14 protein-coding genes are annotated in these 13,926 nt (G+C 57.7%); 3 read left to right on the top strand and 11 right to left on the bottom strand.

Annotated features, from left to right (window positions below; all coding sequences use genetic code 11):
* Nucleotides 1-10: 10 nt before the first annotated feature.
* The 4 genes from ALP8811_RS02990 to yajC are packed head-to-tail and all read right to left on the bottom strand — an operon-like array spanning nt 11 to nt 4,141.
* Nucleotides 11-364 (bottom strand): Mth938-like domain-containing protein, encoded by a 354-nt coding sequence (locus tag ALP8811_RS02990; RefSeq protein ID WP_108855696.1) that lies wholly within the window; start codon nt 362-364, stop codon nt 11-13.
* Between the two features lie 10 nt (nt 365-374).
* Nucleotides 375-1,130, bottom strand: a complete 756-nt coding sequence (locus ALP8811_RS02985; RefSeq protein ID WP_108855695.1) for a sulfite exporter TauE/SafE family protein — start codon at nt 1,128-1,130, stop codon at nt 375-377.
* The gene (gene secD, locus ALP8811_RS02980; RefSeq protein ID WP_108855694.1) at nt 1,123-3,753 is read right to left on the bottom strand and encodes a protein translocase subunit SecD; all 2,631 of its coding nucleotides are present in this window, start codon (nt 3,751-3,753) and stop codon (nt 1,123-1,125) included. Before secD ends, ALP8811_RS02985 begins: the two co-directional genes overlap by 8 nt.
* Nucleotides 3,754-3,811: 58 nt before the next feature.
* On the bottom strand, nt 3,812-4,141 hold the full coding sequence (gene yajC / locus ALP8811_RS02975; protein ID WP_108855693.1) for a preprotein translocase subunit YajC: 330 nt from the start codon (nt 4,139-4,141) through the stop codon (nt 3,812-3,814).
* A gap of 191 nt (nt 4,142-4,332) precedes the next feature.
* Here yajC and ALP8811_RS02970 point away from each other — a divergent pair, with 191 nt between their 5' ends.
* Nucleotides 4,333-4,677, top strand: a complete 345-nt coding sequence (locus ALP8811_RS02970; RefSeq protein ID WP_108855692.1) for a cupin domain-containing protein — start codon at nt 4,333-4,335, stop codon at nt 4,675-4,677.
* 61 nt (nt 4,678-4,738) lie between these two features.
* Nucleotides 4,739-6,031 carry a serine--tRNA ligase gene (gene serS / locus ALP8811_RS02965; RefSeq protein ID WP_108855691.1) on the top strand — a complete coding sequence of 431 codons (1,293 nt, stop codon included), beginning with the start codon at nt 4,739-4,741 and terminating at the stop codon, nt 6,029-6,031.
* A 9-nt stretch (nt 6,032-6,040) separates the two neighbouring features.
* Here serS and ALP8811_RS02960 read toward each other — a convergent pair whose 3' ends face one another.
* The 7 genes from ALP8811_RS02960 to ALP8811_RS02930 all read right to left on the bottom strand — a co-directional run bounded on the left by ALP8811_RS02960 (nt 6,041) and on the right by ALP8811_RS02930 (nt 12,470).
* Nucleotides 6,041-7,186 (bottom strand): T6SS phospholipase effector Tle1-like catalytic domain-containing protein, encoded by a 1,146-nt coding sequence (locus tag ALP8811_RS02960; protein WP_108855690.1) that lies wholly within the window; start codon nt 7,184-7,186, stop codon nt 6,041-6,043.
* 70 nt (nt 7,187-7,256) lie between these two features.
* Nucleotides 7,257-8,102, bottom strand: a complete 846-nt coding sequence (locus tag ALP8811_RS02955) for an ATP-binding protein (protein ID WP_108855689.1) — start codon at nt 8,100-8,102, stop codon at nt 7,257-7,259.
* Nucleotides 8,103-8,245: 143 nt separating this feature from the next.
* The gene (locus ALP8811_RS02950) at nt 8,246-9,121 is read right to left on the bottom strand and encodes a hypothetical protein (protein ID WP_146183981.1); all 876 of its coding nucleotides are present in this window, start codon (nt 9,119-9,121) and stop codon (nt 8,246-8,248) included.
* Nucleotides 9,122-9,333: 212 nt separating this feature from the next.
* Entirely contained in the window at nt 9,334-10,302 is a 969-nt protein-coding gene (gene tatC / locus ALP8811_RS02945; protein ID WP_108855687.1) for a twin-arginine translocase subunit TatC, read from the bottom strand.
* Nucleotides 10,299-10,928 carry a Sec-independent protein translocase protein TatB gene (gene tatB, locus ALP8811_RS02940; protein ID WP_108855686.1) on the bottom strand — a complete coding sequence of 210 codons (630 nt, stop codon included), beginning with the start codon at nt 10,926-10,928 and terminating at the stop codon, nt 10,299-10,301. Before tatB ends, tatC begins: the two co-directional genes overlap by 4 nt.
* Nucleotides 10,929-10,952: 24 nt before the next feature.
* Nucleotides 10,953-11,168 carry a twin-arginine translocase TatA/TatE family subunit gene (locus ALP8811_RS02935; protein ID WP_108855685.1) on the bottom strand — a complete coding sequence of 72 codons (216 nt, stop codon included), beginning with the start codon at nt 11,166-11,168 and terminating at the stop codon, nt 10,953-10,955.
* A gap of 216 nt (nt 11,169-11,384) precedes the next feature.
* Nucleotides 11,385-12,470 (bottom strand): ABC transporter ATP-binding protein, encoded by a 1,086-nt coding sequence (locus ALP8811_RS02930; protein ID WP_108857403.1) that lies wholly within the window; start codon nt 12,468-12,470, stop codon nt 11,385-11,387.
* A gap of 189 nt (nt 12,471-12,659) precedes the next feature.
* On the opposite strand from ALP8811_RS02930, the gene ALP8811_RS02925 reads away from it, so the two are divergent.
* Complete coding sequence (locus tag ALP8811_RS02925; RefSeq protein WP_108855684.1) at nt 12,660-13,883, top strand: MFS transporter; 1,224 nt, start codon at nt 12,660-12,662, stop codon at nt 13,881-13,883.
* Nucleotides 13,884-13,926: the final 43 nt, after the last annotated feature.

Here is a 13,926-nt window from a genome sequence, read left to right as displayed (position 1 = left end):
GTAAAAAGCCTTAGACCGGAAGGGCGGCCAGCGCAATGCGGCGGCCCTCGGCAATTAGTACGTTGTAGGTGCGGCAGGCCTGTGCGGATCCCATCATCTCGATCCCGATCCCGGCTTCTTCCAGTGCCTCACGCAGAGGCGCAGGGGGATGCGCAATCTCGGCCCCCATGCCCAGAAACAGAACGTCGATCTGGCCTTTAAGTGCGGTCAGCGCGGCAATGTCCTCAAGCCCGCCCCAGCCGGTTGCAGTCTCGGCCGTGACCAGCACTGGGCCTTCGATCACCTCGCCCGCGATGCGGAAGAATCCTGGGCCATAGCTGTCCACTGGTTGCGCACTGTCATATCGGACTTCGTGAAACTGCATCGGGATCTCCTTATCCTAGGGCAGCGTATAGCCCCGACAGGGCCGATCCGGCAATAATTGCATACGCCACACGGCGATAAAGGCGTTCGTACTCAGGATTGAAAATCCAGCCTCCGATAAGGTTGCCCAAGATACTGGGCAACATCGTCAAAAGACCCAGCACCAGCGGAAGCCCCAGAAGTTGGCCTGTGATCAGGAATGCGGCCAACATAATCAGGTCAAAGAAAAACAAGAACGACGTTGTGTTGGCGCGGATCACGCGCGGCCCATGCGGCGAGGCCATGTAAAGCAAAATGACCGGTGGCCCCGGTATGCCTGCGGCTCCGCCCAAAAGGCCAGCCACACCACCCGTGGCCCAAACTGTTTTGGGTGTTACTGTACCGTGATACCGCCAGCCACTTATCAGCGCTGCCAGCATTGCAAGGCTGACAAGCGACACGACGAGTTTGAACACCGTGGGCTCGACCACAAAAAGCGCAGAGAGCCCAAGCGGTAGTGCTATCGCCATGCCTGACACCAGCCGCATCAGATCTTTTGGATGCCCATCCCTTAGGGCACGCGGAATGGCCGGTGCGGGACCCGCCAAATCCATAATGATAAGAATTGCAATTGCCAGAACCGGATCAACAACTTGCGATGTGATCGGCAGAAAAATCATCGCTGTGCCAAAACCCGCGAATCCGCGGACCAGCCCGGCTGTAAAAGCTGCTGCCAGAATCCACCCAAGCCCCGGCAAGGCCAGGGCTTGGGTCAGAAGATCAGGCATCCACGTTGGCAAACTGGTTGCCGGCGCTTGCATCAGGCTTGGACCAGTCGCGTTTCACGCCGAGGCGCAGCAAGATGGCCGAAGCCACGAAGATCGACGAATAGGTGCCGACAATTACGCCCCAGATCATCGCAAAGACGAAGCCGCGGATCACATCTCCGCCCAGCACGTAAAGCGCGATCAGCGCAAGAAGCGTGGTGACAGAGGTCATCATTGTACGTGCCAGCGTTTCGTTGATCGACAGGTTCAGAACCTCTTTCAGGTCCATCTTCTTATAGCGGCGCAGGTTTTCACGCACGCGGTCAAAGACGACCACGGTATCGTTCAGCGAATAGCCCACGATGGTCAGAAGTGCTGCGATAATGGCCAGATCGAACTTGATGCCCAGCAGGCTGAATATCCCGATGGTCAGCACCACGTCGTGCACAAGGGCCGCCACTGCGCCCAAGCTGAACTGCCATTCGAAGCGCAGCCAGATATAGACCAGAACCGCCGCAATCGCCGCGACAACAGCCAGCACAGCAGTCGTCACCAGCTCGCCCGAGACTTTCGGCCCAACGCTTTCCACGCTGGGGAAGGTGATGGCCGGATCGACCTGAGCCAGCGCCTGTTCGATCAGGGTCATGGTTTCGGGTGTGATCGCCTCTTGGCCTTCTTGGGCCTCGATACGGATCTGGCTGACATGCTGATCAGCGCGGAAGTTCACGTCGTTCACCTGAACAATCGAGATGTCACCAAGGGCGAGCGGCGTCAAAGCGTCTCGATAGCTGCCTACGTCCACAGCCTGCGTGCTTTCGGTGCGGATCGTGGTGCCGCCGCGGAAGTCGATGCCGAAGTTCAGCCCGATCACAAAGAACAACAGAACCGATGCCACCATTGCCAAACCTGATGCGCCCAGCGTCGCGATCGACCGCTTGAAGAAGTCAAAGACGCGGCCTTGCGGGGCCATGCGGATGCCTTTGATTTCGAAGTTGCGCGGACGTTTGCGTTCGAACCAGATGACGACCATCAAGCGGGTCAGGAAGATCGCGGTGAAGACCGAGGTCAGAATGCCCAGCCCCAGCGTGACCGAGAAACCGCGCACCGGGCCCGAGCCCATGATGAACAGGATCACGGCGGTGATGAAGGTGGTGATGTTGGCATCCAGAATGGCCGATAGCGCTTTTTCATAACCAAGCTCGATGGCGCGGGCTGGACCGCGGCCGGCTTTCAGCTCTTCGCGGATACGCTCGAAGACCAGCACGTTGGCGTCCACCGCCATACCGATGGTCAACACGATCCCGGCGATGCCCGGAAGGGTCAGCGTCGCCCCGATCATCGACAGAAGGCCAAAGATCATGCCGACGTTCAGGATCAGCGCCACATTGGCGATCACACCGAACCAGCCGTATGAGGCGACCATGAAGATCAGCACGGCAGCGAAGGCGACCATCGACGCGATCTTGCCGGCGTCAATGCTGTCCTGCCCCAGTTCCGGGCCGATGGTGCGTTCTTCAACGTAAGTCAGCTCGGCGGGCAACGCACCCGCGCGCAGAAGCACGGCCAGATTGGTTGATTCTTCGATCGAGAAATTGCCGCTGATGATGCCCGAGCCGCCACAGATCTGTTCGTTGATCCGCGGAGCCGAGATGACCTCTTCATCCAGCACAATCGCAAAGGGGGCGCCGACATTGGCGCCGGTATAGTCACAGAACAGCCGCGCACCCGAGACGTTGAACCGGAAGTTCACAGCCGGTTGGCCGTTCTGGTCAAAGGCGGGCTGGGCGTCATTCAACTGCTCGCCAGTCACAACCGGGGTTTGCTCGAGCACATAGAACACGCCTTCGTCATCCAACGACGGATAAAGAACATTGCGCGGACCCGGCGTGGTCGCCGCGTCGGTGGTGCGGCTGACAACCGGGTGGAAGGTCAGCTTCGCAGTTTTACCGATGATCTCTTTCAGCTCAGAGGCCGAGCCGATCCCCGGCACCTGAATCAGAATGCGCGTATCGCCCTGACGCTGGATGGTGGGTTCGCGGGTGCCAACCTCGTCCACGCGGCGACGAATGATTTCAAGCGATTGCTGAATGGTGCGGTCGTCGGTGGCAACACGTTCGGCCTCGGACAATGTGACGACGAACTCGCCCTCGCGGCCTGCATTCACCTCGATATCCGTGGATCCAACGCCCGACAAGCTGACCACAGGCTGGGCCAGACCGCGCACGATCTCGATCGCTTGCGGCAAGGCCTCGGGCTTCGAGATTATCACGCGCAGTTCGGCAGGGTCGCTGTCCTGACGGCGGATCGTTCCGATGGTGGCGCGTTCATCGCGTAGAGCGTTACGGATTTCCGGCCAAAAGCCATCCATCCGTGCTTCATAGACGTCTTCGACCTGAACCTCGGCTAGCAGATGCGCTCCGCCGCGCAGGTCCAGACCCAGATTGACCAGCGCATTCGGCGCCCAATCCGGCCAGGCCGAACGGTCCGCCTCAAGCTCGGGCGTGGTGCCCGTGGTTTCAATCGTGGCGACCGCATCATTATGCGTTTCGACGCGGTCGTAAAACCCGTTCGGGGACGCAAAATATAGGCCAAGGAGCACAAGCCCCCAGATCACAAGACGTTTCCAAGTTGCGATTTGAAGCATGTGCCCCTGCCCTATATATTCTTTTTATTCAGTTGGTTGGGTCGGAAACCCGCGCAGATCAGCTTTCGACCGGCTCGGTCTTGCCCATGACATTCACGATGGTCGAACGCACAACGCGGACCTTCACGCCCGACGCGATTTCAACTTCAACTTCTGTGTCATCTTTGACCTTGGTGATCTTACCGATCACACCGCCCTGCGTGACGATCTGATCGCCCTTGCGCAGCGCGCCAAGCATCGACTGATGCTCTTTCATTTTCTTCTGCTGGGGGCGGATCATGAAGAAGTACATGATCGCAAAGACCAGCACCATCGGGACCAACATCCCGTTCAGAATTCCTCCAGCCGGGGCGCCCGCGGCTTGTGCAAATGCAGGAGTTACAAACATCGTTTTATCCCTTCTTTCACGGGCTGGCTTACGCGCCCTACCCAATTGTCCGGCGCACCCTATATGGGGGCCTGTGGGTTGTCCAGCAAGCAGCGCATCCGCTCTTTCTTCGTGCAGCTGGGTGTTATTTGGCCTTTCTTTTCGCGCCACCCTGCGTAATTTGATCAAAATACCGAAACACAGGAGCCCCCATGACCCTTGCCTTCAAGATAACGTCGGATGTCGCGCCGGAAATCGACCACCCTTCGGAAGAAAAGCTCATCTCGGGCACGCCCGAATTTACCACGTGGTCGCTCGAGGAAACCGAGGATCAATTCACCGGCATTTGGCAGTCCACGCCGGGGAAATGGCACGTGACTTATGATGAGTGGGAGTATTTCAATATTCTGGAGGGACACTCGGTTCTGACGGATGCTGATGGCACCGAGTTTCAGCTACATGCCGGCGACCGCATGGTGATCCGTCCCGGCTTTACTGGCACGTGGGAGGTCCTGGAAACCACGCGCAAAGACTATGTGATCCGCATTTTCGCTTAGGGCTTCCCCCCCGCGCGTGCATCTGGCATATGCGCGTCAGGTTAAATCAAAGGACAGATCCATGCATGATATTCGCTTGATCCGTGACAATCCCGAAGCATTCGACAAGGCTATGGCCCGTCGGGGCCTCTCGGCGCTGTCGGGTGAGGTTTTGTCGCTGGATGAAAATCGCCGCGCCGCCATTCTGGCTGCCGAAACCGCACAGGCAGACGCCAACAAGGCAGCCAAGTCCGTTGGGGCTGCAAAAGCTTCGGGTGACGAGGCCGAGTTTGAACGCCTGCGCGCCCTCGTCGGTGAAAAGAAAGCCGAGATCGCAAGCCTGAACGAGCAAGCGAAAGAGCTGGACGCCAAGCTGACCGATCTGCTGATGGGTCTGCCCAACATCGTGGCCGACGACGTGCCGGATGGGGAAGACGAAGACGACAATGTCGAGATCAACCGCTGGGGCACCCCGCGCGAGTTTTCGTTCAAGCCGATTGAGCACTATGAGCTGCCCGCCGTTCAGGATGGTCTGGATTTCGAAACCGCCGCGAAACTGTCTGGTTCGCGCTTCATGGTTCTGTCGGGTGCCGTCGCCCGCCTGCATCGCGCTCTGGCCCAGTTCATGCTGGACGTTCACGTCAATGACAACGAGCTGACCGAGACCTGGACCCCGGTTCTGGTCAAGGAAGACATGATGCGCGGCACAGGCCAGTTGCCGAAGTTCGGCGAAGACAGCTATCAGACCACCAATGGCTGGTGGCTGGTGCCGACCGCCGAGGTGCCGCTGACCAACATTGTGAACGGTGCGACCGTCGAAGAAGGTTATCTGCCCCGCCGCTATGTGGCCCACACCCAGTGTTTCCGCTCGGAAGCGGGTTCGGCTGGTCGTGACACGGCCGGCATGCTGCGCCAACACCAGTTCGAAAAGGTCGAGATGGTGTCGATCACCAAACCAGACGAATCTGAAGCTGAACACAAGCGTATGACCCGCTGTGCCGAGGACATTCTAGAGCGTCTGGGCTTGCCCTACCGCACTGTAAACCTGTGCACCGGCGACATCGGCTTTGGCGCGATCCGCACGCATGATATCGAGGTCTGGCTGCCCGGTCAGAACACCTATCGCGAGATCAGCTCGATCTCGACCTGTGGTGACTTCCAAGCACGTCGCATGAACGCCCGCATGAAGCCCGCAGAGGGTGGCAAGCCGGTGTTCCTGCATACGCTGAACGGCTCGGGCCTTGCAGTCGGCCGCGCGCTGATCGCAGTTCTGGAGAACGGACAAGAAGAAGACGGATCGGTCACCGTGCCCGCGGCGCTGCACCCCTATCTGGGTGGAAAAACCCGGATCACGGCGGAAGGCCAGTTGGCCTAAACCTCTGTTCTATTTCAAAAGATCCTCGATGACGGGATCAAGGGTGCGCGGACGATAAGACGTCTGGCGCACCCTTTCTTTTGCGGCACCCGATATCTGTCGGGCCGGGATGTCGTGGCTTTTGGAGTCGCGCAGCAACGTGCGATCACACAGAAATAGCCCCCATAGATTGCGCCACGCGGGCTGCAAGGCAGCACCTCGGTCATCGGCTTTCAGATCAGCTGCCGTTAGCAACTCCTGAAGCCGTGCGGGGTTAAAATCCAACTTTCGCTCCTGCGCACCCGCCACAATCCAAGCCGTTGGAAAAGCTGATAATTCCGGAGCAGCACCGGACCCGCCGACAATCCCGTGATTGCCTGCGAACCAAAGTTGCTGATAGCGCGAATTGCTGCTCGTGACCTCTCCGTTCAGCTTGTCCAGATTGGTCCAAAGCGCGGGCGGAAAATGCTTGCGCCGTTCGTCAATCGCCACTGCATGACGTGCCGCCCCGACCGAGCGGGACAGATCCGCATCGTGAAACGCATAGCGCGCATTCAGGAAACGGGCGAGCGGGCCAAGAAATGCAGGGACGCCCAGTGCGCCCACAGTGTCCCAGACGCCGACATAGGTGATGTCCAATAGGTGACAGTCAATGCCCTGATCCATCCGCCATTTTTCATCCTTGGGACTGGTGGCCACCTCGGGCGACATGGCCAGACGTGCCGCCATGGAAGGCGCACTGTCCGGATGCGAATTGCGGCCCTCACGCGCGCGATACATGCGCATCGCCTCGGGGATCAGATCGGTTCGGTTTGAAGGCAAAATACCCGCCGTGCGGATCATCCCAGCAAGGGAGCGCGCAGTATAGGCCCCACGAGAAAACCCGAAAATATAGATCTGGTCGCCGGGCTCATAGGTAAACAAAAGCGCGCGGTAGGCTTCCAGAATTCGATCATCCAAGCCCCATCCCAATGCGCCGCCCAGCACACGATCCATGAAGCGCGACAGCTTGGTCACACCCTGACCACTGCCCACGCCCGGCAAATAGTGAACGACCTGAGTGACACCGTCGCGCGCTGTGGGGCGCACCGCTTGGGCAAGACGCAACACATGGGTCGGGTTGTGCGCGTCAGATCGGTTCCAGGTTCCGTCACAGAAAATAGCGATGCGTTTCATGTTGGCCTCGGCTTTGGGTACCGAACACTAACATGCCACGAAGGGTTGAAAAACCTTTTGATCTGCGCGCTTAGTCCAGCGTCACACCCTTGCGACCCGCCAGATCGGTGAAGTACTGCCACGCCACACGACCCGAGCGCGCCCCACGTGTGGCTTGCCACTCGATCGCCTCGGCCCACAGGGTGTCGTCGTCGATCTCGACACCATAGGCTTTACAGTACCCCCGGATCATCGACAGGTATTCGTCCTGATCACAGGGGTGGAAACCCAGCCACAGCCCGAAACGATCAGAAAGCGAGACCTTTTCTTCCACCGCTTCAGACGGGTTGATCGCGGACTGACGTTCGTTTTCGATCATGTCGCGCGGCATCAGGTGTCGGCGGTTTGATGTGGCATAGAAAACCACATTGTCCGGACGGCCCTCGATCCCTCCATCCAACACGGCTTTCAGCGACTTGTAATGCTGGTCATCATGGCTGAAGGACAAGTCATCACAGAACAGCAGGAAGCGATGTTCAGACCCGCGCAGAAGGTTCAGAAGACGCGACACCGACGGTAGGTCTTCGCGTTGCAATTCGACAATTTTCAAGGGTTTGCCACGGCTCAGAATCTCGGCATGCACGGCCTTGACCAAGGACGATTTCCCCATACCCCGAGCCCCCCAAAGAAGCGCGTTGTTGGCGGGCAACCCGTTGGCAAATTGCAGGGTGTTTTCAAGCAGCGTATCGCGCGAGCGGTTCACGCCAACAAGCAAGTCCAACGCCACGCGCGAGACATTCTGAACGGGTTCCAAACGATCAGGGGAGACATGCCAGACGAAGGCATCTGCACTGTCAAAATCCGGAGCATCGAAGGGCGCAGGGGACATGCGCTCTAAAGCTTCGGCAATGCGTTTCATCATGTCCTGATCCGCCATGTGCTTAGTCCTTTAATCGTCTACTGATTTGTTGGCTAATATGCCCAAACAAGTGAAGTGCCAATTCGTGTAGTGAGATTATGCAAACTTCTTTCCTTTAGATCGAATTTGCGACTAAAAAAATTTACCGCCGGAACATGAGATCAATGGTTGAGCGCATCGCCCGGCAAATCGCGATTCAGCCGTTCTTTCGCGCCAACGACTTCCGACAATTGCAGAGTTTGGTTCCACTCAAGCACATGATAGAGTCCCATTATGTCAAAATCTACATCCGCCTCTTGCATTAAGCCCCAATAAGCACTGTACAGATCGGCGCGGGGCACCACCGGATCAGTGAGCGGGGATATTTCGAGCACACCTTCCACACGTCGGTCATAGCCTGATAGAAATAACACCGCACATTCAGCCCCGCAGAAACCGTCTTCTGGAATGAAGGTGGAAAGGCGACGGTTCCAGATGGCTTTACCGATGATTATTGCATCTGGGGCTGAACCTCCCCAACTGTGCAAAGATACTCCGATTAAGCTCGGATGCGTATCCAGTAGTCTCTGGAACTCTTGGGCGGTCTGTTCTGTAACTTCCCCTTGTATCTTCGCAAATCGACCATCTTCCGAAACCGAAATCAGAAATGGGGGAAGATTTCCCGGATCGTTCAGTCGCACAGAGGCGAAGCGCGCAGCGGATAATTTCACTTCGCCCAAATAAGCCACTGTGGTGGAAAGTTTCGTCAAGGGATCAAAATGGCTATCTACTCGGTACCCGTTCGCAAGCTCATGAAAAGCCCATCCCCTAGTAGAACCAATGAGCACATATCGCGTCATTTCACATATGTCATCTATGCAGAACTCGACAGGCTCTCCAGGACTATCCTCGGATTCCGTCCAAACCCCTGCCAATGTTAAGCTGGAAAACGTTGCCAAAGCCGCGAGTGACATTGTGAAAATGCGAGCTGCTGAATTAATCATTTTAACCTCTGAATTGTATAGCGCTTTATCATTACACGCATAATAAGTTTCCAATTGTCAAAAGTGAAACCAGTAATTCAACTCCGTATCAAATAGATAGATTGCGACTCGCCCCCGCTACAAAACATCTGTGAGCCGCCATCGACAATCGTCGATTGCTCGGTTTTCAGAGTGCGGACGTGGCGGACTATGAAGTCTTAAGTAACCGCGCAGAGAAAAAGCGCGCCCGATTGGGCGCGCTTTGGTGTCTCTTTATCTATGAAGGATCAACGACCGGTTTCAACCATGCCCGGATCATCCTCGGGGTCATCATCTGGGCCGCCTTCGGGATCATCGCTAGGATCATCGTCCCCACCTTCATCTTCATCGTCATCTTCGTCAAACTCGGCCATCAGCTCGTCTTCGACTTCCTCGTCGTCATCGTCGAACCACAGACCTTGCGCGCGCAGATCAGCCTCGCGCTTTGTCTCGACCCGTTTCACAAGCTGGATCGAAATCTCATAGAGGCCATAGACCACGACGAACAGAATGACCTGAGTGATGACATCGGGCGGCGTGACCAGAGCGGCCAGAACCAGAATGCCAACAACCGCGTATTTACGCACATCCGCCAGACCCTGCGAGGATACCAGACCGGCCTTGCCCATCAGGGTCAGAAGCACAGGAAGCTGGAAGCACAGGCCAAAGGCCACGATGAATTTGATCGATAGACGCAGATATTCCTGCACAGAACCTTGGAAATCGATGGACGCCTCGACGCCAGTTTCAGCGACGTTGCCGGTTTGCTGGAACCCAAGGAAGAAATCAAACGCCAGCGGCATAACCACGTAGAATGCGAAAGATGCCCCGATCAGGAACATAATCGGCGAGGCCAGCATGAAGGGCAGGAACGCGTTCTTTTCGTTCTTGTAAAGCCCCGGCGCCACGAAGCGCCATAGCTGGTAGCTGATATAGGGGAAGGACAGAACCAAGCCCCCAAAAAGCGAGATCGAAACCGCGACGAAGAAACCCTCTTGCAGCTTGATCAGGATCAGCCCGCAATCGTCTTGACCGCGATTGGCCATGGTCGAACACAACGGTTCGGTCAGGAAGTTAAAAATCGGGTTCCAGACCGTGAAGCAGATCACCATACCGATGATGAAAGCGACGGCGGAATGGATAAGCCGCGTGCGCAGCTCGGCCAGATGCTCGATCAGCGGGGCCGAGCTGTCTTCGATCTCTTCAGTATCGCTCATGCGTCAAATGTGTCCGTGGATTTGGGTTTGGCCGCAGGCTTCTTCGCAGCTGGTTTCTTGGCCGCAGGTTTCTTTGCAGCCGGTTTCTTGGCTGCAGGTTTCTTGGCCGCGGGCTTTTTTGCGGGCTCTTTTTTGGTGCTAGCCTTTTTCGCAGCGGGCTTCTTGGCCGTCTTAGGCTTGGCTGCGGGCTTCGCGTCGGCATCATCGGTTGCCTTAGACGCCGGCTTTGCACTGGCGGCGCTGATCTTTTCGGCCGCCTTTGCAGTATCTTCTGCCAACTTTGCGCTCTTCTCGGCATCTTTCGCCTTGAGGGCGGCATCAGCCTCTTTCTGGTCGCGCAATGCCTTTGAAGGATCCCACTTTTCAAACCCTTCGGCGGCTTTGTTTAGCGTATCAAGCCCCATCGACTTGGCCGAAGTCGCCGACTTCAGCGTCGAAGAGACATCTTTGATCCCGCTTTCATCCGCCGCGTCATTCATGGCTTGCGTGAATTCGCGCCCCATCTGGCGCGCCCGCGCCGTGAAGCGACCAAGCGTGCGGAACATGCCGGGCAGGTCCTTTGGACCCACCACGATCAGGGCGACAACGCCGATGACCAGAAGCTCGGTAAACCCGATATCGAACATAGGCTGCGCCTTTCCTTAGGCGGCTTACGCCTTGTCTTTTTCGGTTTCGGGGGTCACGTCCTTGGCCACCTCGGCGGCTTCGTCTTCGATTTCCTTCTTGCCATCATCTACGCCCTTCTTGAACGCAGTGATGCCTTTGCCGACCTCGCCCATCAGCGACGAGATTTTGCCGCGGCCGAACAGAACCAGCACCACGACGGCAATCAGCAGAAGGCCCGGAAGGCCGATATTGTTGAGCATGTTTTTCTCCCTAGTCCGAAAGCCATTCGCAGCTTTCGCAGATATATCGCCCTGAACATTTATTGCTTCATGCGGGAAGTTCAAAGCCCCAAAGGGAAAAAACTGCGAAAACGGTTGGGTTTTCGCGATATCTGACGCGTGATGTCAGCAAGCTGTCAGATAAGTCGGCATCAGGTGGCTAGATTTGAACGTTGGGCGCGACTCGATTCTGCCGAGTCAGCGGCGTGGGAATACGAAGCAGCGGTCTCGGCGGATGGCGATCCACAGCGGCGTGTCGGGCTTTGGCAGGAATACTGACGGGACCGAGGCGGTCAGGATACTGCCGTCTCGCTCCATCTGAAATTCAACAAGGCTTTCCTTGCCGATGAAACGTGCACGTTTCACCAATCCGCGCGCCCAAACGCCGTGGTCGAGTGTCGGGCTGGGACCAACGCCCCCACGATCAAAGTCGATTTTCAGATGCTGTGGGCGGATCACGATATCCACGGTGGACCCGTCTGGCACACCGGGCGCCAGAAACTGACCGAAAGCAGTTTGAGTCAGTGCGCCATCGACTACACCTGAAATGACGTTCACGTCAGAAAAGAAGGCGGCGGCCTGCAAATCGACCGGGGCGTTATAAAGGTTATAGGGTGCGCCGTGCTGCACGATCTGGCCTGCACGCATCAGCGCGATTTCATCGGCCATGCGCATCGCCTCTTCCGGTTCATGTGTGACCAGAAGCACGGCGGCCCCTTCCTCTTTCAGGATGCTCAGCGCTTCGTCGCGGATGCCGTCACGCAGACGATTGTCGAGGCCCGAGAACGGCTCATCCATCAGCATGATCGAGGGTTTGGGCGCAAGTGCACGGGCCAAGGCGACGCGCTGTTGTTCGCCGCCCGACAGCTCGTGCGGAAACTTGTCGACGAACTTGCCAAGCCCGACCTTGTCCAAAAGCGTGTAGACACGTTGGCGTTTCTCGGTTCGTGTGCCGGACAAACCGAACGCGACGTTGTCACCGACAGACAGGTGAGGAAACAGGGCAAAATCCTGAAACATCAGACCGATGTGACGTTTTTCGGGCGGAACAAACACACCGGGGCCAGCGACCATCTGGCCGTCGATCCAGACCTCGCCCTCGGTCTGGTGGTCAACGCCTGCGATGATACGAAGCGTGGTGGACTTGCCGCAGCCGGACGGCCCCAAAAGCCCGGTCACCTGACCAGCCTGAAGCGACAAGGACACGTCGCGCACCACATCCAGCCCGCCAAAGTTGCGCTTCAACCCGCGCACTTCCAGCCGCGCTGTGCTTTGGGGTGTCATGTCCATCTTCAGTGCCTTCCCGTCTCCTGACGCAATTCCTATTGTTTCCATCAGGTTTCCCTCGCTTACCAGCCACCCCCACGCCCCGCAAGCGAAACAGCGAAAAACGACAGCCAAAGGTTCAAGAGGTCGCGGACGGAACGGAGGCGCGCGTCAAAGCTGCCAAGCTGAAGGGAACCGAGGTGCCAGATGCGACTGTTTCTAAGTTTTACTCCACTGCTGCTGTCCATCGTACTTTTGCAGCTGAGTTCCGGCGGGGCGGCCCCACTGGACGCGGTGTCAGGCCTGACGTTGGGTTTCACCCGGGCCGAAGTTGGCCTGCTGGGCTCGGCCCATTTCGTCGGTTTTTTTGTCGGATGCTGGTGGGCACCGCGCCTGATGGGCGCCGTCGGCCATGCACGCGCCTATGCAGGATTTGCCGCGCTAGGGGCGATTGGTCTGCTGGCGCATATGATGTGGATTGACCCCTATGCCTGGGCGATAATGCGGATGGCAACGGGACTGTGTGTGGCTGGCAGCTATACGGTGATTGAAAGCTGGTTGAACGCGCGCGTGACAAACGACACACGGGGCCGCGTGATGGGCGGCTATCGCATTGTCGAACTGGGGGGATCGCTTTGCGCCCAGTTGATGATCGCGGTTTTGGAACCTGCACATTACATCAGCTACAACATTCTCGCGATTGCCTGCTGCGCCGCCATTCTGCCGTTAGCCCTGACCCGGGCGCGCCAACCAAAAATGCCAGAAGCACCGCGCCTTCGCCCCGCATTGGCTTGGATGCGGTCCCCTTTGGCCGTGGCAGCGGTGATCACATCGGGCATCACCACCTCGGCCTTTCGCATGGTTGGCCCGATCTATGGCAACGAGGTGGGATTAGAGACCAGCCAGTTGGCGTGGTTCCTTGCGGCTTTCGTTTTGGGCGGCGCGTTGGCGCAACTTCCTGCGGGCTGGCTGGCGGACCGATATGACCGGCGCTGGGTGCTGATTTGGCTGTCGGCCGCGGCCATCGCAAGCTGTATGATCACCGTGCTGGCTGCCGGATCAGGGATCACGGGCGTATTCCTTACTGCGGGCCTGTTTGGCTTCACAACGTTCCCCATCTTCTCGGTCGCGGCGGCGCATGCCAATGACTTTGCCTCCAGCGAGGAACGGGTCGAGCTGTCGGCGGCCTTGATGTTTTACTATGCGGTTGGGGCCATCGCCTCGCCGCTGCTGGCATCAAACCTGATCGAAAGCTATGGCCCGTCTGCCCTTTTCACGATGATTGCTGTGGGCCACGTGGTGCTGATCGGCTTCGGACTGGCCCGGATGCGCCACCGCCCAACATTGGACGAACGCACGCCCTATACCTACACCCCGCGCACCACGTTCTCGATGGGGCGGCTGTTTGGAAAGCTTCGGGATCGGGGCTGATGGGCTTGTCCCTCTGGTCATGAGACGGGGCATGTCGTATACG

This window comes from Aliiroseovarius pelagivivens (assembly GCF_900302485.1).
Taxonomy (GTDB): Bacteria; Pseudomonadota; Alphaproteobacteria; order Rhodobacterales; family Rhodobacteraceae; genus Aliiroseovarius; species Aliiroseovarius pelagivivens.
This window is presented reverse-complemented; position numbering and strand designations above follow the sequence as displayed.

Coding starts and splice junctions, on each gene's coding strand:
- ALP8811_RS02990 (WP_108855696.1), bottom strand. CDS start 364: ATGCAGTTTCACGAAGTCCGATATGACAGTGCGCAACCAGTGGACAGC.
- ALP8811_RS02985 (WP_108855695.1), bottom strand. CDS start 1,130: ATGCCTGATCTTCTGACCCAAGCCCTGGCCTTGCCGGGGCTTGGGTGG.
- secD (WP_108855694.1), bottom strand. CDS start 3,753: ATGCTTCAAATCGCAACTTGGAAACGTCTTGTGATCTGGGGGCTTGTG.
- yajC (WP_108855693.1), bottom strand. CDS start 4,141: ATGTTTGTAACTCCTGCATTTGCACAAGCCGCGGGCGCCCCGGCTGGA.
- ALP8811_RS02970 (WP_108855692.1), top strand. CDS start 4,333: ATGACCCTTGCCTTCAAGATAACGTCGGATGTCGCGCCGGAAATCGAC.
- serS (WP_108855691.1), top strand. CDS start 4,739: ATGCATGATATTCGCTTGATCCGTGACAATCCCGAAGCATTCGACAAG.
- ALP8811_RS02960 (WP_108855690.1), bottom strand. CDS start 7,186: ATGAAACGCATCGCTATTTTCTGTGACGGAACCTGGAACCGATCTGAC.
- ALP8811_RS02955 (WP_108855689.1), bottom strand. CDS start 8,102: ATGGCGGATCAGGACATGATGAAACGCATTGCCGAAGCTTTAGAGCGC.
- tatC (WP_108855687.1), bottom strand. CDS start 10,302: ATGAGCGATACTGAAGAGATCGAAGACAGCTCGGCCCCGCTGATCGAG.
- tatB (WP_108855686.1), bottom strand. CDS start 10,928: ATGTTCGATATCGGGTTTACCGAGCTTCTGGTCATCGGCGTTGTCGCC.
- ALP8811_RS02935 (WP_108855685.1), bottom strand. CDS start 11,168: ATGCTCAACAATATCGGCCTTCCGGGCCTTCTGCTGATTGCCGTCGTG.
- ALP8811_RS02930 (WP_108857403.1), bottom strand. CDS start 12,470: ATGACACCCCAAAGCACAGCGCGGCTGGAAGTGCGCGGGTTGAAGCGC.
- ALP8811_RS02925 (WP_108855684.1), top strand. CDS start 12,660: ATGCGACTGTTTCTAAGTTTTACTCCACTGCTGCTGTCCATCGTACTT.